A 21,845-nucleotide genomic window follows, 5' to 3' on the forward strand; every position below is an offset into this window, starting at 1 on the left:
CCGATGCAGACCTTCGTGCCGGTGGCCGACTTCGAGGAGAGCGCGAGGCTGCTCGACTCCCCGCGGCTGGGCAAGCAGCGGGTGGAGACGCTGCAGATCCTGCGGGCGCTCGAGCTGCCCGACTACGGCTGGGCCAGCCACCCCGTGGTCGCGATGTGGCGTGGCCGGACACCGGCGCTGGTCGCCTACGGCCTGGCCATGGTCCGGGTCTGGCGGGAACGCGGCTTCGCCGACAGCACCGAGACGCTGATCGGCGAGTTCGCGCCCGACGTCGTCGGCGTGCCGCAGGCCGAGCTGGCGGCGGCCGGCCTCCTGCCCTCCTGGATCGGGGACGAGGAGCTGCACCGCTCGCACCGGTCGAACCTGATCGCCAAGGACCCGGAGTTCTACCGGGCCCGCTTCACCGAGCGCTTCGGCCCCGAGCCCGACGACCTGCCCTACGTCTGGCCGGGGCCGGACGACCTCCCACCCGCGCCCGAGCCCGAGGGGGTGCGGGTGTGGGTCGTGCGGCCGCGGGCGCACAACGAGCTCGGCGCCTGCCTGGCTGCGGGGGTCGTGGGCCTGGGCACCCAGTCGGGCATCGACGTCGACGCGACCGGGATGGAGCCCGTCGAGCTGCGGGCGCTGTCCAAGGAGATCTCCGGCCGTCGTCCCGCCAAGGACCTGCGCCAGCTGTCGGCCTTCCTCGACGAGGTGCGGCCGGGCGACCCGGTGGCGCTGCCGATCGAGCACGGGGCCGGGCTGCTGCTCGGGGAGGTGGTGGGGGAGTACCTGTTCCAGGGGCGTGAGCTGCTGCCGCACCGCCGGCCCGCGCGCTGGGACCGGGTGGTGCCGCGGGCGGCCGCCCGGCCGCCCGCGACCCTGCAGGACCCGCGCGCGCTGTTTCAGGTGGTGCTCGACCCGGTGGCGCTCGGCTGACCCGGCAGCGGCACGTTCTGCAGCCGCACCTGCCCGCGGGCCACGAGCTCGCCGTCCTCCCGCGTGAGCGCGACCTGCCACAGCTGCTGGGTGCGCCCCTGCTGCACCGGCTCCGCGACGACGTCGACCCGGCCGCTGGTCATCGAGCGGAGGAAGTCGGTGTTGTTGTTGACGCCGACGGCGAACTGACCGCGGTCCCGCACCGCGAGGCTGGCCCCGATGCTGGCCGCGGACTCGACTACCGAGCAGTACAGCCCGCCGTGCACCACCCCCCAGGGCGTGTGCTGGTCGGGCCCGAGATCGACGTGCCCGGTCACCCGCGTGCCGCTGGCCTCCCCGACGTCGAACCGCATCGCCGAGACGAACGCGCCGGCCGCCGCCGTCGGGTCCACCGGTAGGCGGCTCACGCGTCCCAGACCAGGCAGAAGGGGTGGCCCACCGGATCGGCGTAGACGCGGAAGTCGCCCCCGCCGCCGGGCAGCTTCCGGGCGCCCAGGGCCAGCACCTTCGGCTCGGCCTCCTCGATGTCGGCGACCCGGACGTCGAGGTGGAACTGCTGCGGGCGCTCGGGGTCCGGCCAGTCCGGCGGCCGCAGGTCCGGCGCCTGCTGGAAGGCCAGCCGGTACCCGGCGCCGGTGACGACGACCCAGTCGTCCCCGGGGCCGCCCCGGCTGATCTCCATGCCGAGCAGGTCGGCGTAGAAGCCGGCCAGGGCGTGCGCGTCGGGCGCGTCGATCACGACGGAGTGCAGTTGACCGATCATGGCGCCATCCTGGCGCCCGCCCGGGCCGACCGACAGCCGGGGACCGGCCGCAGGTCGAAGGGATCCCGCCACGGGACCCGGCTGCGGTGCGCCGGCGCCGTGCCGCAGGATCGGGGGCATGCCCGACCCTGCCCCCCCTGTCCTCGGCTCCCTGCGCTGGCTGCCGGCCGCCGGGCGACCCGACCTCCTGGCCCCGCCGGTCGCCGCCGCGCTGCCGGCGCTGGCCGGCCCGGCCTGGGTCGCGGAGATCGCCGACGACCTCGCCGACACCGCCGCCTTCACCGACGCCTACGGGGTGCCGCTCGCCGCCTCGGCCAACTGCGTCGTCGTCGCCGCCCGTCGCGCCGGGGAGACGACGCTGGCCGCCTGCCTGGTCCTCGCCACCACCCGCGCCGACGTCAACGGGCTGGTGCGCCGGCACCTCGGCGCCCGCAAGGCGTCGTTCGCGCCGCAGGACGTCGCCGTCGCCGAGAGCGGCATGGCCTTCGGCGGCATCACGCCGGTCGGGCTCCCCGCGGCCTGGCCGGTGCTCGTCGACGCCGCCGTCGCGGCGGCCGACCTGGTCGTCATCGGCTCGGGCACCCGCGGCAGCAAGCTCGCCGTGCCCGGGGCGGTGCTGGCCGCGCTGCCCACGGTGCAGGTGCTCGAGGGGCTGGGGCAGCCGCTGCCCGCCGAGCCGCCGGCGCCGCCGCAGCCGCTGCGGCTGGACCGGGCGCCGGACGACACCGACGTCGGCTGGGGGGAGCGGCCCGCCGACGGCTCCGACGACGACCGGCGCTACTACGAGGACAGGCCGCCGCACTGGGGCAGCGACTGACGGGCGCTCAGGGCTGACCGGGCGGCGTGGTCGCGCGTCCGGCGGAGTCCGGGCCCGGGCCCTGGCCCTGCTGGGCCCGCAGCAGGTCGCGGATCTCGACGAGCAGCTCGACCTGCGTCGGTGCCACCGGGCCGGGCTCCTCACCGGCCGCCCGTCGGTCGAACAGCCGGCGCACCGGGAGCACGACGACGAAGTAGAGGATCGCCGCGGTGAGCACGAAGGTGATCACCTGGCTGAGGAAGGAGCCCCAGGGGAAGGTCTGACCGTCCACCTGGAAGGTCCCGCCCAGCTCGCCGCCGCCACCGACCAGGCCGATCAGCGGGGTGAGGAACGACTCGGCGAAGGCGTTGACCACGTCGGTGAAGGCCGCACCGATGACCACCGCGATGGCGAGGTCGACGACGTTGCCGCGGAACAGGAAGTCCTTGAAACCCTTCAGCACGGGATCATCCACCCACACCCGGCCCCGGGGGGTCAGCTCAGGGGTGGCGGCAGGCTGACGGTGAGCGTGCCGCCGGCCGCGGCGGCCGCGAGGCGGGCCGCGGTGTCCCCGTCGACGGCGAGGACCAGCAGCCCGGCGCCCGCCTCGGCGTCGTCCCCGGCAACGGCGGCGAGCACGAGCGCGCCGGCCGCCACCCGCTCGGCCGGGCCGCCGCCCGGTCCGGCGGACAGCACGTCGACCCGGTCGCCGGCGCGCAGCAGCGCCGCGACCGCCAGGTCGGCCAGCCGCACCGGGGCCGCCACCTGGCCGGGCGGCAGCAGGGCGGTCAGCCCGGCGCCGACCAGCCGGGCGTCGGTGAGCGGCTCCCCGCGGCGGACGGGCCCGGCGAGCACCCGGCGCTCGAGGTGCTCCGGGGCGGCCACCACGCCATCGGGCACCGCGCCGGGCGGTAGCCGGACGAGCGCCAGGTGGTCACGGGTCAGCCGGGTGCCGGCGGGGAGGTCGGCGCCGGCGGCGACGACGGGGACGTCGCGTGGCTGCGCGCCGTCGGCCGGGGCGGGGGCGGGGCGCAGCGCGAGCCCCACGGCGAGGGCGGTGAGCAGCGCGGCGGCCAGTCGGCGGGCCGTCAGCAGCGGGAAGCGGGGTCGGCGCAGTCGGAGCACGCCACCGACCCTGCCCCCGGCGGGGCCGGGCGGGGAAGCGGTCGGTCGGAGCTGTGGAGCGGCGGCGGACCTGTGGACGAGGCCCGGCCGCCCTCGCTCAGTTCGCGGCCTTGGCCCCGCTTCCGGAGGTCGACGCCGGCGTCGAGGAGGCGGTGGAAGGGCTCGGCGAGCTCTCCTTGGCCGGGGTCGACGACGAGGTGCCCGTCGAGGACCCGTTGCTGGCCGGGGCCTCCGACGTCTTGCCGTTCGACCGGCTGTCGGTGCGGTAGAAGCCCGAGCCCTTGAAGACGACGCCGACCGAGCCGTAGACCTTGCGCACCGCGGCGCCGCACTCGGGGCACTCGTTCACCGGGGCGTCGGTGAAGGACTGCACGACCTCGAACTCGTGCTTGCCCTCGGCGTTGGTGCAGGCGTACTGGTAGGTGGGCACGGCGTGGCTCTCCCTGGTCGAGCGGAGGTAGGGGTCCGAGTTGGCACTCGCACCCGGAGACTGCCAATGATGCGTCATGCGGGGACCCGCCGTCCACGTCTGTCGGCGAGCGTCACGTTTGCGCGCTGATCGGGTGTCGGTCGCCGAGGACCAGTTCGCGCCGGCCCTCCGGGTGATCGGCTGACGGCCCCGTTCGGGTCGGCGGTGGGCGCGCGCTGCTCGGGTCGTCGGCGGTGGGGGCCGGCGATGGCCGGTGCCGGTGCCGGTGGCACGCTGAGCGGGCTCGCGGCGCTCGCCCGGGTCGCCGTCGTCGAAGGAACGCACCCGTGCCCCGCCCGATGTACCGCAGCGACGATGCACGCCAGGAGATCACGGCGTGGTGCGAGCGGCGCCTGACCCGTTGGGACACACCGCACCAGCGCGCCGTCGTCGACACCGCGCTGGGCGGAACCCACCTGCTCAGCGCCGGGCGCGGCGACACCACGGTGCTGTACCTGCCCGGGACCAACTTCAACGCCGCGACGAGTCTGCCGCTGCTGGCCGCTCTGGCAGCCGAGCACAGGGTCGTGGCCGCCGATGTCCCGGGGCAGCCCGGGCTCTCCGACGGTGCCCGGCCCGCGGGTGACCGGATGGCCGCCTACGGCACCTGGACCGGCGAGCTGGTCGAGCACCTGCGCGCCGAGCGGCTGGTGCTGGTCGGGCATTCGCTGGGCGCGGCGATCGCGCTGGCCGCCGAGCCGGCCGGGGTCACCGGCCTGGTGCTGGTCAGCCCGGCCGGGCTGGTCGGCCTGCGGGTCGGCGCACCGGTCCTGGCCGCCACGTTGCCGTGGCTGTTGCGGCCGACTCCCCCCCGGAGCGCCAGTCTGCTGCGGCACCTGCACGCCGCCACCCGGCGGCCGGCGGACGACGCCGTGGAGTGGATGTCGCTGGTCGCCCGCTGCACCCGCACGGCCGGCGCCCCCGGGCCCTTGCCGGCGGCGACGGTGCAGCGGTGGCGGGCGACCCCCCGCCGAGTGCTCTCCGGGGAGGAGGACTGCTTCCTGCCGGTGCCCCGTCTGCGGGCCGCCGTCCGGGCGCAGCTCGACACCGGCGTGCAGACGCTGCCCGGAGTCGGGCACCTCGCCCCTGACGAGCAGCCGGAGGAGGTCGTCGCAGCGGTGACCAGCCTCGTCCGGTAGTGGCGCCTGAGCCGGTCGCGCAACCGGCGGGAGCGGTCGGCAGCCCCTCCACCCGGCGCCGGCTACCGCCGGGCCAGTCGCAGCCGGGTGGCGCGATAGGCGATCCCGGCGGCGAACACGAGGACGCCGCCGATCATCGCCTGCACCGGCAGCGAGACGACCAGCACGAGGCAGCCGATCACGCCGAGCACCTGCAGCGGGCGGGGGAAGCGGCGGTGCGCGCGGTCCTGGGTGAAGGCGGCGGCGTTGGCGACGGAGTAGTAGAGCAGCACGCCGAAGGAGGAGAAACCGATCGCGCCCCGCAGGTCGACGGTGAGCACCAGCAGGCAGACCACCGCGGCGAGGGCGAGCTCGGCGTGGTGCGGCACGGAGAAGCGCGGGTGCACCGCGGCCAGGAAGCGGGGCAGGTCGCCCTGCCGCGCCATCGCCAGGCCGGTGCGGCCGATGCCCGCGACCAGCGCGAGCAGCGCGCCCAGCGAGGCCGCGGCGGCGCCGATCCGGACCACCGGCTCCGCCCACGCCCACCCGCCGGCGTCCACCGCCGCGGCCAGCGGCGCCGGGGTGGCGGCGACACCGTCGGGACCCAGTGCGACGAGCACCGCCACGGCGACCACCGCGTAGACCGCGACGGCGATGCCCAGCGCCAGCGGGATCGCCCGCGGGATGGTCCGGGCCGGGTCGCGCACCTCCTCACCCATCGTCGCGATCCGGGCGAACCCGGCGAAGGCGAAGAACAGCAGGCCCGCCGACTGCAGGACCCCGTGCACGCCGCCGTCGGTGAGCGTCCAGGTCGCGAGCCCGTCCCGGCTCGCCCCGTTCCCGAGCAGGCTCGCGGGAACCGCGACGGCGAGTGCGGCGAGCACGACGGTGACGATGACGCGGGTCAGCCCGGCGGTGCGGGTCACGCCGCGGTAGTTGACCGCCGTCAGGCCCAGCACCGCCGCGACGGCCACCGGTCGCTGCCACCCGGCCGGTGCCGCGTAGGCGGCGAAGGTCAGCGCCATCGCCGCGCAGCTCGCCGTCTTCCCGACGACGAAGCCCCACCCCGCGAGGAAGCCCCACCACGGGCCCAGCCGCTCGCGGCCGTAGACGTAGGTGCCCCCGGAGGTGGGGTACTGCGCGGCCAGCTGGGCCGACGCCGTCGCGTTGCAGTAGGCGACCACCGCGGCGATCGCCAGCCCGATCAGCAGCCCCGCCCCCGCGGCCTGCGCGGCGGGGGAGAAGGCGGCGAACACCCCGGCGCCGACCATCGAGCCGAGCCCGATGACCACGGCGTCGGTGGTGCCCAGCCGGCGGACCAGGGCGGGGCCTGTGCTCACGGTGCTCCTCGCTGCGGCGTCGGCCGACGATAGCGGGGGCTCAGCGGTGCGCGGCGGGCTCGTGGTGGGCGTGCGCGGCGGTCTCGAGCTGGAAGGTGGAGTGCTCGACGGCGATCGGGAAGTGCTCGGCGAGGCACGCCTGGAGCTGGTCGAGGACCTGGGGCGCGTGCCCGTCGTGGAAGCAGCCGTCCTCGACGACGACGTGCGCCGAGAGCACGGGCAGGCCGCTGGTGATCTGGGAGGCGTGCAGGTCGTGCACCCCGATGACGTGCGGCAGCGCGAGCAGGTGCGCGCGGACGGCATCGAGGTCCAGGCCGGGCGGGGTGCTCTCCAGCAGCACCGACACCGTCTCGCGCAGCAGCGCCAGCGTGCGGGGCACGATCAGCGCCACGATGACCAGCGACGCGATCGCGTCGGCCTGCAGCCAGCCGGTCAGCGCGACGACGACCGCCGCCACCAGGACGGCGACCGACCCGAGCGCGTCGTTGACGACCTCGAGCAGCGCCGCGCGCATGTTGACGTTCCTGCTGCGCCCGCCTCGGCTGAGCACCACGATCCCGGCCACGTTGGCGGCCAGCCCGATCCCGCCGAAGACCAGCACGGCGGTGGAGGCGATCTCCGGCGGGTCGGCCAGCCGGCCGACCGCCTCGACCGTGATGTACCCGCCGACCGCCAGCAGGACGGCGGCCTGCAGGGTGGCGCCGAGCACCTCGGCGCGCCGGTACCCCCAGGTGCGCCGCGGAGTCGCCGGGCGCAGCGCCAGGGTGGCCGCCACCAGCGCGATGGCCAGGCCGGCGGCGTCGGTGGCGGCGTGCGCGGCGTCGGCGAGGAGCGCCAGCGAGCCCGAGGCCAGTGCCCCGACCAGCTGGACGACGAGCACGCCCGCCGTCAGGGCCAGCACGACCACCAGGCGGCGGCGATCGCCGGGGCCGGTGGCGTGGGAGTGGTCGTGCCCGCCGCTCACCGCGGGGTCCCCGGGCCCCCGCAGCAGCTGTCCGCCTCGGCGTCCAACCCGGGGCGGGTGGGCGCGCAGCACCCCTCGCCCCGCCAGGCCTCGATCCCCTCGCGGAGGGCGACGGCGGCGATGACCAGGCCGGCGACCGGGTCGGCCCAGCTCCAGCCGAGCCAGGCGTTGAGCACCAGCCCGGCGAGGACGGCGGCGCTCAGGTAGGTGCACAGCAGCGTCTGCGTGGAGTCGGCGACGACGGCGCCGGAGCCCAGGGCCCGGCCGGTGCGGCGCTGGGCCCAGGAGAGGAACGGCATGACGACGAGGGAGACGGCGGCCAGGCCGATGCCCACCGGCGAGGCGTCGGGGTCGCCGCCCACCACCAGAGCCCGCACCGACTCGACGGTGACGTACGCGGTCAGGGCGAAGAACGAGCAGGCCATCAGCCGCAGCGCCAGCCGTTCCCGGCTCTCCGGGAGGTGGTGGCGGAACTGCCACAGGATGATCAACCCGCTGGAGACCTCGACGACGGAGTCCAGCCCGAACCCGACGAGGGCGACCGAGCCGGCGACCAGCCCGGCGGTGATCGCGATGACGGCCTCGACGACGTTGTAGGTGACGGCGGCGCCGGCGAGCAGCTGGGCGCGACGGCCCAGCCGGGCGCGCTCGGCCGCGGTGGTGGCAGGGGCGGTGGTCGCGGCGCTCACCGGGGTGCCACCTCGCCGTAGGCGGGGCACAGCGTCACCGCGTCCCCGGTGGCGGCCAGCAGCCGCTCCGTGGCGGCGAGCAGCTCGAGGACCTCCGGCGCCGCCGCCAGCGACCACAGCGACGCCCGCCCCTGCGGGCGGGACGCGACCAGGCCGCAGTCCCGGAGGCAGGCCAGGTGCGCCGAGACGGTGGACTGCGCCAGTCCGAGGTGGCGGGTGAGCTCGACGACCTTGTGCTCCCCGAGGGCGAGGTGGCGCACGATCGCCAACCGGTTGGGGTCGCCGAGGCTGCGGAACAGGCAGGCCGCCGCGGTGAGCGCCGCCGCCTCGTCGACCGGGGCCTCGGCGCTCGTCCCGCGGTCGGTGCCGAGCACGATCATCGTCATGCGGCGATGATAGCGCCAGCGACCGACCGCACTCCCTCAGCCGGCGACGTACTCGGCGAGGTGCTGCCCCGTGAGGGTGGAGCGCGCGGCGACGAGGTCGGCCGGGGTGCCCTCGAAGACGACCCGGCCACCCTCGGACCCCGCGCCCGGACCGAGGTCGATGATCCAGTCGGCGTGCGCCATGACCGCCTGGTGGTGCTCGATGACGATCACGGTCGTCCCGGCGTCGACCAGCCGGTCGAGCAGGCCGAGCAGGTTCTCGACGTCGGCCAGGTGGAGACCGGTCGTCGGCTCGTCCAGGACGTAGACCCCGCCCTTCTCCGCCATGCGGGTGGCCAGCTTCAGCCGCTGCCGCTCGCCGCCGGAGAGGGTGGTGAGCGGCTGGCCGAGGGTGAGGTAGCCCAGCCCGACGTCGGCGAGCCGGTCGAGGATCGCGTGCGCGGCGGGGGTGCGGGCGTCCCCGTCGCCGAAGAACTCCTCGGCCTCGGCCACGCTCATCGCGAGGACCTCGGCGATGTTCCTGCCGCCCAGCGAGTACTCCAGCACCGCGGCCTGGAACCGCTTGCCCTCGCACTCCTCGCAGGTGGACTCGACCGTGGCCATGACACCGAGGTCGGTGTAGATGACGCCGGCCCCGTTGCAGGTCGGGCAGGCGCCCTCCGAGTTGGCGCTGAACAGCGCCGGCTTCACGCCGTTGGCCTTGGCGAACGCCTTGCGGATCGGCTCCAGCAGGCCGGTGTAGGTGGCCGGGTTGGACCGGCGCGATCCCCGGATCGCCGACTGGTCGACGACCACCACGCCGTCCCGGCCGGCGAGGTTGCCGTGGATGAGGGAGCTCTTGCCCGATCCGGCCACGCCGGTGACGACGGTCAGCACGCCGGTGGGGACGTCGACGTCGACGCCGCGCAGGTTGTTCTGCCGCGCGCCCCGGATCTCCAGCGCGCCGGTGGAGGTGCGCACCTCCGCCTTGAGGGCCACCCGGTCACCGAGGTGGCGGCCGGTCAGGGTGCCGCAGCGGTGCAGCTCCTCGACGCTGCCCTCGAACACGACCTCGCCGCCGTCGGTGCCGGCGCCCGGGCCGAGGTCGACGACGTGGTCGGCGATCGCGATCGTCTCCGGCTTGTGCTCGACCACGAGCACGGTGTTGCCCTTGTCGCGCAGCCGCAGGAGCAGGTCGTTCATCCGCTGGATGTCGTGCGGGTGCAGCCCGATGGTGGGCTCGTCGAAGACGTAGGTGACGTCGGTCAGCGAGGACCCGAGGTGGCGGATCATCTTCGTCCGCTGCGCCTCGCCGCCGGAGAGGGTGCCCGCCGGGCGGTCCAGGGACAGGTAGCCCAGGCCGATCTCGACGAAGGAGTCGAGGGTGTGCCGCAGCCCGGCCAGCAGCGGCGCGACGGAGGGCTCGTCGAGGTCGCGCAGCCAGCCGGCGAGGTCGCTGATCTGCATCCGGCAGAGGTCGGCGATGTTCTTGCCGCGGATCTTCGACGACAGGGCCTCGGCGCTGAGCCGGGTGCCGTCGCAGTCGGGGCAGGTCGTGAAGGTGACGGCCCGCTCGACGAAGCGCCGCACGTGCGGCTGCATCGCCTCGACGTCCTTGGCGAGCATCGACTTCTGGATCTTCGGGATGAGGCCCTCGTAGGTGAGGTTGACCCCGTCGACCTTGACCTTCGTGGGCTCCGCGTGGAGGAGCGTGTGCAGCTGCTTCTTCGAGAACTCGGCGATCGGCTTGTCCATGGGCAGGCCGGCGCCGCTGAAGACCCGGCCGTACCAGCCGTCCATGCTGTAACCGGGAACGGTGAGCGCGCCGTCGGCCAGCGACTTGCGGTCGTCGTACAGCGCGGTCAGGTCGATGTCGGTGACCGAGCCCATGCCCTCGCAGCGCGGGCACATGCCGCCGAGCCGGGTGAAGGTCACCTTCTCGGCCTTCGTGCCGGCGCCGCGCTCGACGGTGATGGCCCCGCTGGCCGAGACCGAGGGCATGTTGAACGAGTACGCGTTCGGCGAGCCGAGGCTGGGCTCCCCGAGCCGGCTGAACAGGATGCGCAGCATCGCGTTGACGTCCGTGGCGGTGCCCACCGTCGAGCGCGGGTTGGCGCCCATGCGCTCCTGGTCGACGATGATCGCCGTCGTCAGGCCCTCGAGGACGTCGACGTCGGGCCGCGCCAGCGAGGGCATGAAGCCCTGCACGAACGCGCTGTAGGTCTCGTTGATCATCCGCTGCGACTCCGCGGCGATCGTGCCGAAGACCAGCGAGCTCTTGCCCGACCCGGAGACGCCGGTGAACACCGTCAGCCGCCGCTTGGGGATCTCGACGGTGACGTCCCGGAGGTTGTTCTGCCGGGCCCCGACGACCCGGATCAGGTCGTGGCTGTCCGCGACGTGCGCGGTCGGCGACTCGGTCAGCGTGCTCATCGTGCCTCCATCCGTGCGGGCCCCCGCCGGCCTGGCGAGGGCCCGCTGTCTACCAGCGGCGTCCGACAGGGACGACTGCCCGGAGCGCCCTTTCTCAGCGCAGCTCCTGGATGCGGACGGTGTTGCCGGCGGGGTCCCGGAAGGCGCAGTCGCGCACCCCGTAGGGCTGGTCGGTCGGCTCCTGCATCACCTCGGCGCCGGTGGCCTGGATCCGGTCGAAGGCGCCGTCGAGGTCCTTGGTCGCCAGGACGACCGAGGCGTAGGTGCCCTTGGCCATCATCTCGGCGATGGTGCGCCGCTCGTCCTCGGTGATCCCGGGGTCGGCGGTCGGCGGGTGCAGCACGATCGACGTCGCCGACTCGTCGGCCGGGCCCACGGTGAGCCAGCGCATGCCGTCGTAGCCGACGTCGTTGCGCAGCTCGAAGCCGAGGGCGTCGCGGTAGAAGGCCAGCGAGGCCTCCGGGTCGTCGTGGGGGAGGAAGGTGTGGTGCACGGTGAGGTCCATGGCGGTCACGCTAGGGACGGCGCCACCGCCTGCGCTTCTCGATTCCTGACCGGTCTGGTCACCTGCTTCGCGGTGCACGAGGGCATCCCCGACGTCGCCTCCGCGGCCTCGCGGCGGTAGGTGCTCGGCGGTACCCCGACCAGCTCGCTGAAGCGGGTGCTGAAGGTGCCCAGCGACGAGCAGCCGACCGCGAAGCAGACCTCCGTGACGGTGAGGTCGCCGCGCCGCAGCAGCGCCATCGCGCGCTCGATGCGCCGCGTCATCAGGTAGGCGTAGGGCGACTCGCCGTAGGCGCGCTTGAACTCCCGGCTCAGGTGCCCGGCCGACATGTGGGCGCCGCGGGCGAGCGCCGCGACGTCCAGCGGCTGGGCGTACTCCCGGTCGATCCGGTCGCGGACGCGGCGCAGCCGCACGAGGTCGCGCAGGTGCTGGTCCGCGGCCGGTCCGCTGGTCACCTGCGGAATCGTGCCACGGACCGCCGCCTGCGTCAGCGGTGCAGACGCTCCCGGTAGCGCGCTGCCCGCCGGGCCGCCGCGGCCCGCTTCCGCTCGCTCTCGCGCTGCTGGCGCGTCAGGCCGGCGCGTTCCCGGGCGGCGGTCGCGGTACCGGCGGGGTAGCCGGCCTTCACCACCCGGTTCTCGGTGGTCTCGGGCATGTAGGCCAGGGAGAAGATCAGCCCCAGGAAGATCCCGCCGCCCGCAACCGCGAGCCGCAGCCCCAGGGGCGCGGGCAGGAAGGCCACGACGAGCGCGATGGGTACCGCCAGCTGGACCAGGGTGCGGGCGACGTGCCGGGCCCACCAGGTGCTCGTGGTCGTGTCGTGCAGCACCCAGCCCCGGTGCCGTTCGGGCAGCCCGCCGCCGAGGGCGTACCAGAACCACCGGTGCGGAGCCGGGCGGACCAGGGGCTCGCGCCGCGCGGCGTCCGCGTCCCCGGGGACGTGGGTGCTCGCCTCGCCGTCGCTCACGGTGCCATCGTCCCAGGGTCGCCGACGGGACGACGGCCCCCGGCGCCGTCCTGGCTCAGCTGGTGTGGTCCTGGCTCACCGTCCACCGTGAGCCAGGGCCCGGGATGATCAGCTCACCTGATCATCCGTCGAGGTCAGCGGCCGAGGTGGCGGTACCGGTGCAGCCGGGTCCGGAAGCGCTCGGTGTCGTCGCGGCCGAGCAGCCCGGCCAGCTCCTCGCCCAGCACCCGGCCCAGCCGCAGGCAGAACTCGGTCGGCTCGTCCGCGGCGTCGGGCCGCTCGGGCACCACCCGGTCGACGATCCCCGCCCGCCACAGGTCCGTGGCCCGCACCCCCTGGGCCGCGGCCATCTCGTCGGCCCGGTCGACGGTGCGGTGCACGATCGCCGACGCGCCCTCGGGCGGCAGCGGGCCGAGCCAGCCGTTGGCCGCGGCCAGCACCCGGTCGGCGGGCACCAGCGCGAGCGCCCCGCCGCCGGTGCCCTGGCCGAGGAGCACGGCCAGCGTGGGCGCCTTCAGCACGACGAGGTCGTGCAGGCAGCGGGCGATCTCCCCGGCCAGCCCGCCCTCCTCGGCCTCGCGGGAGAGCGCGGCGCCGGGGGTGTCGATGAGCGTCACCAGCGGCAGCCGGAGCTGCTCGGCCAGGTGCATGCCGCGCCGGGCCTCCCGCAGCGCCGCCGGGCCCAGCGGCGCCGACATCGACTGACCGCGCCGGTCCTGGCCGAGCACGACGCAGGGGGCGCCGCCGAAGCGGGCCAGGGCGAGCAGCAGCCCCGGGTCCTTCTCCCCGGCACCGGTGCCGGAGAGCCCGACGACGTCGGTGGCCGCGGTGCGCAGCAGCCGGCGCACCCCGGGCCGGTCGGTCCGCCGCGAGGCGGTGACCACCTCCCAGGCGGTGCGGTGGTCCTCCGGGTCGTCGGCGTCGGTGCCGTCCTCCGGGGTCGGCCGCTCGGCGTCGGCCACGTCGACGTGCCAGGTCTGCCGCGCGGCCAGCACCCGCAGCGCCCGGTCGGCGACGTCGGCGATCTCCTCGTGCGGGACGACGGCGTCGATGAGGCCGCGCTCGGCCAGGTTCTCGGCGGTCTGGACGCCCTCGGGGAACGGCTCGCCGTAGAGCGCCTCGTACACCCGGGGACCGAGGAAACCAATCGAGGCGCCGGGCTCGGCGATGGTCACGTGGCCGAGCGACCCCCACGAGGCGAGGACGCCACCGAACGTGGGGTGGCGCAGGTAGACCAGGTAGGGGAGCCCGGCCTCCTTGTGCCGGGCGATGGCGGCGGTGATGCCGATCATCTGCAGGAACGCGACCGTGCCCTCCTGCATGCGGGTGCCCCCGGAGACCGGCGCCGCCAGCAGCGGCAGCCCCTCGTCGGTCGCCCGCTCCACCGCGGCGATCAGCCGCTCGGCGGCGGCCACGCCGATCGACCCGGCCAGGAACCCGAACTCACCGGCCACGACGGCGACCCGGCGGCCGCGGAGCCGGCCCTCCCCGGTGATGACCGACTCGTCCTGCCGGCTCTTCCCGGCGGCCCGGGCGAGCTCGGCGGCGTAGCCCTCGGTGACGTCGCGGGGCGGGATGGGGGAGTCCCACGACTGCCACGACCCGGGGTCGAGCACCAGGTCGCGCAGGGTGCGGGCGTCCGGGTGACCGGCCCCGCCGGTCACGCGGCCGGACCGTTCAGCCAGGCGCGGATCGCGTCGCCGTCGGCGCCCAGCACCGGGGGAGCCGTGTGGTCGCGGCGCGTGGTCTCGGTCTCGCCGTCCGGCCCGGCCGAGAAGAAGCGCAGCGGCGGCCCGGGCAGCCGGAGGTCGCCCAGCGTGGCGTGCTCGACGTCGACCACGAGCCCCTGCGAGAGGGTCTGGTCCCAGCCGTAGACCTCGTCGATCGTGCGCACCTTGCCGGCGGGGATCCCGGCCGCGGCCAGCCGGGCGAGCAGGTCCTCGGGGGAGATGGCGGCGAAGGCCTCCTCCAGCAGCGCGATCACCTGGTCGCGGCGCTGCACCCGCTCGCCGTTGGTGGCCAGGCCCGGGGCCTCTGCGTCCAGGTCGAACTCGGCGCACAGCTTGCGCCACAGCGACTCGCTGCCGCAGGAGAGCTGCACGCTGCCCCCCGCGCAGCGGAACAGGCCGTAGGGCGCGATGGAGGGGTGGTGGTTGCCCTGCGCGCGCCCGACCTGACCGGCCACCGTCCACGCCGTCCCCTGGAAGGCGTGCACGCCGACGATCGCGGCCAGCAGCGAGGTGCGCACCACCTGACCGCGCCCCGTCCGCCCCCGCTCGATCAGCGCGGCGAGGACGCCGTAGGCGCCGTACATGCCGGCCAGCAGATCGCCGATCGGGACGCCGACCCGCTGCGGTTCGTCGGGCCCGGGACCGGTGAGCGACATCAGCCCGGCCTCGCCCTGGGCGATCTGGTCGTAGCCCGCCCGGCCGCCCTCCGGGCCGTCGTGGCCGAACCCGCTGATCGCCAGCGTCACCAGCCTCGGGTTGAGCTCGGCCAGCACGTCGGTGCCGAAGCCCAGGCGTGCCAGCGTGCCCGGCCGGAAGTTCTCCAGCAGCACGTCGGCGCGCTGGAGCAGCCCGGTCAGCACCGTCTTGTCCGCCTCGTCCTTGAGGTCGAGGGTGATCGACTCCTTGTTGCGGTTGGCCGCCAGGAAGTAGGTGGACTCCCGGTCCGCCGCACCGTCCTCGGGCTGCACGAACGGCGGCCCCCAGCCGCGGGTGTCGTCACCCGTGCCCGGGGTCTCCACCTTGATGACGCGGGCGCCGAGGTCGCCGAGCATCATCGCGGCGTGCGGCCCGGCGAGGGCGCGGGTCAGGTCGACGACGACGATGCCGTCCAGCGGTCCGGGCATGGTGTGCTCCCTCGCTCGGGTACGCGGCCGCAGCGGCAGCGCCCCGAAAGTGTCTCAGCGCTGAGGTATTTCTGGCAAAGCCCCTGGCACGGTCCGTGGCACAGGGGGTCACAGCCAGCCGGGGACGACGAACACCAGCCACGACAGCAGCGGTCCGACGGCCACCACGATCCCCGCGTAGGCCAGGATCTGCTTGTAGAAGCGGTCGCGGTCGACGTCCTGCGCGTTGGCCAGCACCAGTGCGCCGTTCGTGGAGAACGGGCTCACGTCCACGATCGTCGAGGCCACGGACAGGGCGACCACGACGCCGATGGCGCTGATGTCGCCGGCCTCCAGGAACGGCACGGCGAGCAGGATGGCGACGCCGATGATCGCCGTCGACGAGGCGAACGCCGACACCACGCCGCCGATGTAGGCCAGCAGCAGGGCGATCAGCAGCGGTACGCCCAGGCCGATGACCGCGTCACCGACGTAGTCGATCGTGCCGGCCTCCTCGAGCACGAACACGAAGGTCAGCACGCCGGCGATGAGCAGGATGGTCGACCAGCTGATCTGGGTCACCGCCCCCTTGTGCTGCTGGGCGGAGAACAGCGCGAGGACGACGGCGACCGTGATCGCGACGAAGCCGATGTCCAGGTCGAAGGCCAGCGCCAGGACGGCCACGACGACCAGCCCGACGAGCGTCAGCACCTGCTCGAAGCGCACCGGCGACGGGCGGTCGGGGTGGATGTGCTCGTCGTCGTCCCCGCCGACGCCGGGCCCGGGCGCGGCTCCGTGGCCCCGCACCAGCGTGCCGTGGGCGTGCTCGCTGTGGGGGACCGGCTCGGTGGCGACCTTGCGGCCGAGCAGCTTCCCGCCACCCAGGACGAAGAACAGGACGAGCGCGATGGCGATGTTGAAGAAGAGCGCGCCGAGGAAGACCGTCAGCGGGCTGCTGGGCAGGTCCTCGCGCGCGACGATGGTGTTGACCGTGACGCCGTAGACGCTGATGGGCGAGAAGCCGCCGCCCTGGGCGCCGTGGATGACCATCATCCCCATGAGCAGCGGGCTGATGTCGTGCCGCGCGGCGAAGGTGAGCGCGATCGGCGCGATGATCGCCACCGCGGCGGGGGAGAGGGCGCCGATGGCGGTCAGCACCGCGGTGACGAAGAACATGACCCACGGGATGGCGGCGACGTGGCCGCCGACCATCTTCACCGCGCCGCGGACCAGCAGGTCGACGGTGCCGTTGTTCTGCGCGATCGCGAACAGGTAGGTGACGCCGATCAGCGTCAGCACGAGCCCGGCGGGGAACCCGCTGATGATCTCGTCGGTGGTCAGGCCCACCGACAAGGTGCCGACGACGAAGGCGGCGACGAACGCCAGTGCCCCCATGTTGATCGGCAGGAACGTCGCGATCGCGAAGATCACGACCAGCGCCACGATGGTGACGATCTCGGTCGACACGGGCTCTCCACGGCGTCGGGGGGCTGGGGTGCGCCCACTGTGACAGTGACCGGTCGGTAGCGCCTGCCATCCGGCCGGCGCGGGGCGTCCCAGCGGCTCCGCGCGGAGCGCGGCCGCGGCGGCCCCCTCGGGCGAGGTGCCCGTCCGCGCGGGCTGGCTAGGCTGCGGAGCATGTCGATGCCCCTGACCCGTACGGCCCGGAAGGCGGTCATCCCCGTCGCAGGAATGGGCACCCGCTTCCTGCCGGCCACCAAGGCCGTCCCCAAGGAGCTGCTGCCGGTCGTCGACCGGCCTGCCCTCCAGTACATCGTCGAGGAGGCGGCCCGGGCGGGCCTGCCCGAGGTCCTCATGGTCACCGGCCGCAACAAGGCCGCCATCGAGGACTTCTTCGACCGCACCCCCGAGCTCGAGGCCGCCCTGGAGAAGAAGGGCGACGCCGGGCGCCTCGCGGCCGTGCACGAGTCCACCGAGGTGGCGCAGGTGCACTTCGTCCGGCAGGGCGAGGCGCGCGGGCTCGGTCACGCGGTGCTGCAGGCGGCCGCCTTCGTCGGTGACGAGCCGTTCGCCGTCCTGCTGGGCGATGACCTGATCGACGCCCGCGACCACCTGCTCGAGCAGATGCTGGCCGTCCAGGCCGAGCACGGCGGCTCGGTGATCGCCCTGCTCGACGTCGGCCGGGAGAACATCGACAAGTACGGCGCCGTGGCGGTCGAGCCCACCGCCGACGGCGGCGACGTCGTCGCCGTCACGGGGCTGGTCGAGAAGCCGCCGGTCGACGAGGCCCCCAGCAGCCTGGCCATCATCGGGCGCTACGTGCTGGCGCCGGAGGTCTTCGACGTGCTGCGCGAGACCCCGCCCGGCCGGGGCGGCGAGATCCAGCTGACCGACGCGCTGGCGACGCTCGTCGAGCGCGGGGAGCCGGTCCACGGGGTGGTCTTCGGCGGCCGCCGTTACGACACCGGGGACAAGCTCGACTACCTCAAGGCGGTCATCCGGCTGGCCGTGGAGCGCGACGACCTCGGGCCGTCGCTGCGCGGCTGGCTGCGCGACTTCGTCACCGAGCTACCCGCCGAGGGCGCGTCGCCGTCCTGACCGGCGCCCGCGAGGGCACGATCGGACCCGCGGCACCGCCCCGGACCCGTCCGGGTCCGGGGCTGCCGCAGGGCCGGTGCCGGCAGACGGCACCGCGGGACGACGGTGGTGGGGATGTCCGGGCAGAGCGACGACGACAGCAGCGAGGGCGGAGGGTTCCGGGGCCACCGGGACACCGCCCAGGTCGACATGCCCATGGCTCCGCCCCGGCGGACCGGCCCGGTCGGGGCCCCGGTCGACCAGGTGCCGGCGCAGCGCGCGCTCACCGGGCCCGTGCCGCTGCCGGCCGACGGCCGCTCTGACGCCTCCCCGCACGTGCGCACCGTCGAGCGGCACCTCGACGAGATCCTCGCCGCGGTGCCGCAGCCGGACCCGATCGAGCTGGCCGTCCTCGACGCCCAGGGGCTGCTCTGCGCCGAGGACGTGGTCAGCCAGCGGGCGCTGCCCGCATTCGACCAGGCGGCGCTCGACGGCTACGCGGCCCGCGCGGAGGACGTCGCCGAGGCCACGCTGGCGCAGCCGGTCGAACTGCCCGTCGTGGGGGAGAGCGTGGCCGGTGCCAGCGCGCCGTCGTCGATCGGCCCCGGGCTGGCGATGCGGGTCGCGGCGGGGGCGATGCTCCCGGCCGGCGCCGACGTCGTCGTCCCGGCGGTGTGGACCGACAACGGTGCGGCGCGGGTCGGCGTCCAGGTCGCGCCGCCCGTGGGCAGCTACGTGCGCCGCACCGGGGACGACGTCACCCCGGGGGACCCGGCCGTGCACGTCGGCACCCCGATCGGGCCGGCGCAGATCAGCCTGCTGGCGGCCGTCGGGCGGGACCGCGTCCTGGTGCGGCCCCGGCCGCGCGTGGCGGTGCTCAGCGCCGGCCCGGAGCTGGCGGACATCAGCTCGCCCCTCGCGCCCGGCCAGGTGGTCGACGTCAACAGCTACGCGCTGGCGGCGGCCGCCCGGGACGCCGGTGCCGACGCCTACCGCTGGGGCATCCTCCCCGCGGACCAGCGGCGCCTGGCCGAGGTGCTCGAGAGCCAGCTGCTGCGCAGCGACCTGGTGCTCATCGCCGGCACCTTCGCCGGCGGCGGGTTCGACATCGTGCAGGAGGCGCTGGCCGGCCTGGGCGAGATGCGCTTCCGCCAGGTGGCGATGCACCCCGGTCCCGCCCAGGGCTTCGGCCGGCTGGGGCGCGACCAGGTGCCGGTCATCTGCGTGCCGGGGGAGCCGGTCGCCGCGCTGGTCTCCTTCGAGGTGTTCGTGCGGCCCGCCATCCGCCTGATGCTGGGCAAGCGGCAGCTGTTCCGGCGCACCGTGCAGGCGATCTCCGGGCAGCAGCTGCTCTCCCCGCTCGGGTACCGCCAGTACCTGCACGGCACCGTGATGCGCCACCCCGACGGCGGCTACGTCGTCGAGCCGGTAGGCGAGGCCACCGACGCCCTCCTGGCGCGGATGGCCCGGGCGAACTGCCTGATCGTCATCGACGAGGACGTCACCGAGGTGGCCGCCGGCGGGCTGGTCACCGTCATGCCGCTGCTGCTCGGCGGCTGACCGGCGCCCATCGTGACCGATCCGCTGCTGCACCCGGGCTGGCCCGCCCGGCTCGCCTGGGGCCCGGTGGAGCTGCACCCCTTGCGCCGCGGGGACGCGGCGGAGTGGAGCCGCGTGCGGCTGGCCAACGAGGACTGGCTGCGCCCCTGGGAGCCGACCGCCGCCGTCTCGTGGCGGGCGCGGCACACGCCCTGGGCGTACCGGGCGATGCGGCGGGTGATGGCCCGGCGGGCGCGGGTGGGCACCTCGCTGCCGTTCGCGGTCCGGGTCGAGGGCCGGCTCGCCGGCCAGGTGACCGTGGACAACATTGTTCGCGGCGCCCTGCGCGCCGGGTACCTCGGCTACTGGATCGACCGCTCGGTTGCCGGCCGCGGGGTCGCCTCGCTGGCCGTGGCCCTGGTGTGCGACCACGCGTTCGGTCCGGCCGGGCTGCACCGGCTCCAGGCCGACATCCGGCCGGAGAACCTGCCCAGCCAGCGACTGGTGGAGCGGCTCGGTTTCCAGCGGGAGGGGCTGCTGCGCCGTTACCTCGACATCGACGGCGACTGGCGGGACCACCTGAGCTACGCGCTGCTCGCCGAGGACTTGCCCCGGGGGGTGCTCGACCGCTGGCACCGGTCGGGGCCGGGTCGACCCGTCGACTGATCGACTCGGCGGCATAGCACAGGTGGTCGTCGTGGTAGGGCTGTGCGCGGCGGACACGCCGTCGCCCGTCACACCGGTCCCACAACACATCAGCGACACGCCCGCGCGCCTCCCGGTTCTCGGTGCCGTCCCTGCTTAGCCTCGCCTGGCGAGTGACTGATGTGACAGGTGGTGTCGTATGGGATCGGGTGTGCTTCTGGCAGCTCTGGTCGTGCTGTGGTTCGTCGTGCTGGTGCCCATGGTGGTGACCCGCGGCGACGCGCAGGACGGCTGGGGAGAGCCCGCTGACTCGGGGCGGACCCTGCAGCGGCGCCGTGCGGTGGACCCCGTGCGGCACGCGGCGACCGAGCGGGTGTCGATCGACCGCGAGGTCCTGCGCACCACCGGCGAGCTGAAGGTGGACGTGCACGCGCTGCGCCGCCGGGTGCTGGGCGGCCTGGTGCTGCTCACCCTCGCGTCGCTGGCCGGTGCCCTGCTGGTCACGCCGTGGCTGTGGATCCTGCAGGCGGTCGCCACCGCCGCGACCGTCGGGTACGTGCTGGTGCTGCGCAAGGTGGCCCGGCGCGAGCGGCTGGCCGCGCGTCGCGCCGCTCGGGCGGCGGCGCGCCAGACCCTCCGTACCCCGGCGCGCCCGGCGGCACGGCCCGCCCCGGCCCCGGCCCAGCGCACGTCGCCGGAGGTGCACGAGACGGTCGCCCAGGAGGCGCTGCCGGGCCTGGTGCACCCCAGCGTCCCGCTGGCCCCGGTGCACCCCCTGCGCCCGGGTCGCGTGGTGGCCGCGCGCACGCCGGCGCCCGTGGGGTGGCAGAACAGCGCCGTCGTCGGGCTGGACGACGACGACATCGGTTTCGCCGACATCGACGAGTACCGCCCGGCCCGGGCGGCCAACGGCTGATCGGACCTCCGGCCCCGCCCCGGTGGCGGGGCCGGAGAGAGCGGGCGGTAGTCTTCACTCGCACTTGGGGCTGTGGCGCAGACCGGTAGCGCACCTCGTTCGCATCGAGGGGGTCAGGGGTTCAAATCCCCTCAGCTCCACCGGACGACGCGCCGGCACCGCCGGGGGTTCTTCCCCGGCGGCGCCGGCGTCGTCGCGTCGGAGGGTCGATCGGCCGGTCCCGACCGCTAGGCTGCCCCGCGACACGGGGCACGGCGTCCCCACGGGAGGCGGTTCCATGGTTCGGTCACCGGCCGGGGCCTCACCCGCCCCGCGGCGCGCGCGGGGGCGGGCCAGTGACAGCGCCGCCACCCGGCAGCTGATCATCGACGTCGCCGCCCGCGAGTTCGGTGAGCGTGGCTACGCCGCGACCTCGCTGAGCGACATCGTCGCCGGCACCGGGATGACCAAGGGCGCGCTCTACTGGCACTTCGAGTCCAAGGAGAGCGTGGCGGTCGCGGTCGTCGACCAGATGTTCGAGACGTGGCCGGTCATGCTGCGCGGTGTCCTGGACTCCCACGACGACGCGCTCGACGCCCTCGTCGCGGTCACCTACGTGGCGGGCCGCCAGTTCGCCACCGATCCGGTCACCCGCGCCTCCAAGCGGCTGATGGCCGAGCTGCCGCCGGAGGCGCTGGCGAAGCTGCCGCAGCCCTACGTCGGCTGGCAGCACGCGCTCACCCAGCTGATCACCCAGGGGCAGGAGCGGGGGCAGATCAGCCACCGGGCCGATCCGGTGGGTACCGCCCAGGTCATCGTCGCCAGCTTCTTCGGGATGCAGCAGGTCTCCCAGGAGCTCAGCGCGCGGCGCGACCTGGAGGGGCGGCTGGACTCGTTCTGGGCGCTGGTCCTCCCGCAGTTGCGCCCCGAGCCCCTCGCCTGA

At 75.0% G+C, this 21,845-nt stretch carries 24 protein-coding genes and 1 tRNA gene; 9 read left to right on the plus strand and 16 right to left on the minus strand.

What is annotated here, in order from left to right; genetic code table 11:
- The first annotated feature begins 3 nt into the window (after window positions 1-3).
- Window positions 4-918 (plus strand): MSMEG_6728 family protein, encoded by a 915-nt coding sequence (locus ACI79S_RS04165; RefSeq protein WP_456592179.1) that lies wholly within the window; start codon window positions 4-6, stop codon window positions 916-918.
- Here the strand turns inward: ACI79S_RS04165 and ACI79S_RS04170 are convergent.
- Window positions 885-1,325, minus strand: coding sequence for a PaaI family thioesterase (locus ACI79S_RS04170; protein ID WP_456592180.1), 441 nt, complete (start codon window positions 1,323-1,325; stop codon window positions 885-887). The genes ACI79S_RS04165 and ACI79S_RS04170 overlap by 34 nt on opposite strands.
- Complete coding sequence (locus ACI79S_RS04175; RefSeq protein WP_456592181.1) at window positions 1,322-1,681, minus strand: VOC family protein; 360 nt, start codon at window positions 1,679-1,681, stop codon at window positions 1,322-1,324. The genes ACI79S_RS04170 and ACI79S_RS04175 overlap by 4 nt, the downstream gene beginning before the upstream one ends.
- Window positions 1,682-1,799: 118 nt before the next feature.
- On the opposite strand from ACI79S_RS04175, the gene ACI79S_RS04180 reads away from it, so the two are divergent.
- Window positions 1,800-2,498, plus strand: coding sequence for a YbaK/EbsC family protein (locus ACI79S_RS04180; RefSeq protein ID WP_456592182.1), 699 nt, complete (start codon window positions 1,800-1,802; stop codon window positions 2,496-2,498).
- 7 nt (window positions 2,499-2,505) lie between these two features.
- Here the strand turns inward: ACI79S_RS04180 and mscL are convergent, their stop codons facing one another.
- The 3 genes from mscL to ACI79S_RS04195 form a co-directional block, all read right to left on the minus strand.
- Window positions 2,506-2,940, minus strand: a complete 435-nt coding sequence (gene mscL, locus ACI79S_RS04185) for a large conductance mechanosensitive channel protein MscL (protein WP_456592183.1) — start codon at window positions 2,938-2,940, stop codon at window positions 2,506-2,508.
- Window positions 2,941-2,972: 32 nt separating this feature from the next.
- On the minus strand, window positions 2,973-3,602 hold the full coding sequence (cpaB, locus tag ACI79S_RS04190; protein WP_456592184.1) for a Flp pilus assembly protein CpaB: 630 nt from the start codon (window positions 3,600-3,602) through the stop codon (window positions 2,973-2,975).
- 97 nt (window positions 3,603-3,699) lie between these two features.
- Complete coding sequence (locus ACI79S_RS04195) at window positions 3,700-4,032, minus strand: FmdB family zinc ribbon protein (protein ID WP_456592185.1); 333 nt, start codon at window positions 4,030-4,032, stop codon at window positions 3,700-3,702.
- A gap of 326 nt (window positions 4,033-4,358) precedes the next feature.
- On the opposite strand from ACI79S_RS04195, the gene ACI79S_RS04200 reads away from it, so the two are divergent.
- Entirely contained in the window at window positions 4,359-5,210 is an 852-nt protein-coding gene (locus ACI79S_RS04200) for an alpha/beta fold hydrolase (protein ID WP_456592186.1), read from the plus strand.
- A 62-nt stretch (window positions 5,211-5,272) separates the two neighbouring features.
- Here the strand turns inward: ACI79S_RS04200 and ACI79S_RS04205 are convergent, their stop codons facing one another.
- From ACI79S_RS04205 to ACI79S_RS04255, 11 genes are all read right to left on the minus strand, one after another.
- Entirely contained in the window at window positions 5,273-6,529 is a 1,257-nt protein-coding gene (locus ACI79S_RS04205; RefSeq protein ID WP_456592187.1) for an APC family permease, read from the minus strand.
- Between the two features lie 40 nt (window positions 6,530-6,569).
- Complete coding sequence (locus tag ACI79S_RS04210) at window positions 6,570-7,493, minus strand: cation diffusion facilitator family transporter (protein ID WP_456592188.1); 924 nt, start codon at window positions 7,491-7,493, stop codon at window positions 6,570-6,572.
- Window positions 7,490-8,182 carry a cation diffusion facilitator family transporter gene (locus tag ACI79S_RS04215; RefSeq protein WP_456592189.1) on the minus strand — a complete coding sequence of 231 codons (693 nt, stop codon included), beginning with the start codon at window positions 8,180-8,182 and terminating at the stop codon, window positions 7,490-7,492. The genes ACI79S_RS04210 and ACI79S_RS04215 overlap by 4 nt, the downstream gene beginning before the upstream one ends.
- Window positions 8,179-8,568 carry an ArsR/SmtB family transcription factor gene (locus ACI79S_RS04220; RefSeq protein ID WP_456592190.1) on the minus strand — a complete coding sequence of 130 codons (390 nt, stop codon included), beginning with the start codon at window positions 8,566-8,568 and terminating at the stop codon, window positions 8,179-8,181. The genes ACI79S_RS04215 and ACI79S_RS04220 overlap by 4 nt, the downstream gene beginning before the upstream one ends.
- Before the next feature lie 36 nt (window positions 8,569-8,604).
- Window positions 8,605-10,980 carry an ATP-binding cassette domain-containing protein gene (locus ACI79S_RS04225; protein WP_456592191.1) on the minus strand — a complete coding sequence of 792 codons (2,376 nt, stop codon included), beginning with the start codon at window positions 10,978-10,980 and terminating at the stop codon, window positions 8,605-8,607.
- A 94-nt stretch (window positions 10,981-11,074) separates the two neighbouring features.
- On the minus strand, window positions 11,075-11,485 hold the full coding sequence (locus tag ACI79S_RS04230) for a VOC family protein (protein ID WP_456592192.1): 411 nt from the start codon (window positions 11,483-11,485) through the stop codon (window positions 11,075-11,077).
- Window positions 11,486-11,490: 5 nt separating this feature from the next.
- On the minus strand, window positions 11,491-11,940 hold the full coding sequence (locus tag ACI79S_RS04235) for a helix-turn-helix transcriptional regulator (protein ID WP_456592193.1): 450 nt from the start codon (window positions 11,938-11,940) through the stop codon (window positions 11,491-11,493).
- Window positions 11,941-11,972: 32 nt separating this feature from the next.
- The gene (locus tag ACI79S_RS04240; RefSeq protein WP_456592194.1) at window positions 11,973-12,452 is read right to left on the minus strand and encodes a DUF5313 family protein; all 480 of its coding nucleotides are present in this window, start codon (window positions 12,450-12,452) and stop codon (window positions 11,973-11,975) included.
- A 134-nt stretch (window positions 12,453-12,586) separates the two neighbouring features.
- Window positions 12,587-14,116, minus strand: a complete 1,530-nt coding sequence (locus ACI79S_RS04245) for a carboxyl transferase domain-containing protein (RefSeq protein ID WP_456592195.1) — start codon at window positions 14,114-14,116, stop codon at window positions 12,587-12,589.
- Entirely contained in the window at window positions 14,113-15,306 is a 1,194-nt protein-coding gene (locus ACI79S_RS04250; protein ID WP_456592196.1) for a CaiB/BaiF CoA transferase family protein, read from the minus strand. The genes ACI79S_RS04245 and ACI79S_RS04250 overlap by 4 nt, the downstream gene beginning before the upstream one ends.
- Window positions 15,307-15,414: 108 nt before the next feature.
- On the minus strand, window positions 15,415-16,752 hold the full coding sequence (locus ACI79S_RS04255; protein WP_456592197.1) for an SLC13 family permease: 1,338 nt from the start codon (window positions 16,750-16,752) through the stop codon (window positions 15,415-15,417).
- Window positions 16,753-16,923: 171 nt separating this feature from the next.
- On the opposite strand from ACI79S_RS04255, the gene galU reads away from it, so the two are divergent.
- From galU to ACI79S_RS04285, 6 genes are all read left to right on the plus strand, one after another.
- The gene (gene galU / locus ACI79S_RS04260; RefSeq protein ID WP_456592198.1) at window positions 16,924-17,844 is read left to right on the plus strand and encodes a UTP--glucose-1-phosphate uridylyltransferase GalU; all 921 of its coding nucleotides are present in this window, start codon (window positions 16,924-16,926) and stop codon (window positions 17,842-17,844) included.
- 114 nt (window positions 17,845-17,958) lie between these two features.
- Complete coding sequence (gene glp, locus ACI79S_RS04265) at window positions 17,959-19,383, plus strand: molybdotransferase-like divisome protein Glp (protein WP_456592199.1); 1,425 nt, start codon at window positions 17,959-17,961, stop codon at window positions 19,381-19,383.
- A gap of 12 nt (window positions 19,384-19,395) precedes the next feature.
- Window positions 19,396-20,028, plus strand: coding sequence for a GNAT family N-acetyltransferase (locus ACI79S_RS04270; protein ID WP_456592200.1), 633 nt, complete (start codon window positions 19,396-19,398; stop codon window positions 20,026-20,028).
- A 190-nt stretch (window positions 20,029-20,218) separates the two neighbouring features.
- Window positions 20,219-20,923, plus strand: coding sequence for a hypothetical protein (locus ACI79S_RS04275; protein ID WP_456592201.1), 705 nt, complete (start codon window positions 20,219-20,221; stop codon window positions 20,921-20,923).
- Between the two features lie 66 nt (window positions 20,924-20,989).
- Window positions 20,990-21,063, plus strand: a tRNA-Ala gene (locus tag ACI79S_RS04280).
- A 137-nt stretch (window positions 21,064-21,200) separates the two neighbouring features.
- Window positions 21,201-21,845: a ScbR family autoregulator-binding transcription factor gene (locus tag ACI79S_RS04285; RefSeq protein WP_456592202.1), complete on the plus strand. Its 645-nt coding sequence runs from the start codon at window positions 21,201-21,203 to the stop codon at window positions 21,843-21,845.

It is taken from the genome of Blastococcus sp. SYSU DS1024, assembly GCF_054050795.1.

Excerpts from the sequence above, each read along its gene's own strand:
- ACI79S_RS04165 (WP_456592179.1), top strand. The coding sequence starts at position 4 with ATGCAGACCTTCGTGCCGGTGGCCGACTTCGAGGAGAGCGCGAGGCTG.
- galU (WP_456592198.1), top strand. The coding sequence starts at position 16,924 with ATGTCGATGCCCCTGACCCGTACGGCCCGGAAGGCGGTCATCCCCGTC.
- ACI79S_RS04230 (WP_456592192.1), bottom strand. The coding sequence starts at position 11,485 with ATGGACCTCACCGTGCACCACACCTTCCTCCCCCACGACGACCCGGAG.
- ACI79S_RS04225 (WP_456592191.1), bottom strand. The coding sequence starts at position 10,980 with ATGAGCACGCTGACCGAGTCGCCGACCGCGCACGTCGCGGACAGCCAC.
- ACI79S_RS04175 (WP_456592181.1), bottom strand. The coding sequence starts at position 1,681 with ATGATCGGTCAACTGCACTCCGTCGTGATCGACGCGCCCGACGCGCAC.
- ACI79S_RS04285 (WP_456592202.1), top strand. The coding sequence starts at position 21,201 with ATGGTTCGGTCACCGGCCGGGGCCTCACCCGCCCCGCGGCGCGCGCGG.
- ACI79S_RS04180 (WP_456592182.1), top strand. The coding sequence starts at position 1,800 with ATGCCCGACCCTGCCCCCCCTGTCCTCGGCTCCCTGCGCTGGCTGCCG.
- glp (WP_456592199.1), top strand. The coding sequence starts at position 17,959 with ATGTCCGGGCAGAGCGACGACGACAGCAGCGAGGGCGGAGGGTTCCGG.
- ACI79S_RS04250 (WP_456592196.1), bottom strand. The coding sequence starts at position 15,306 with ATGCCCGGACCGCTGGACGGCATCGTCGTCGTCGACCTGACCCGCGCC.
- ACI79S_RS04220 (WP_456592190.1), bottom strand. The coding sequence starts at position 8,568 with ATGACGATGATCGTGCTCGGCACCGACCGCGGGACGAGCGCCGAGGCC.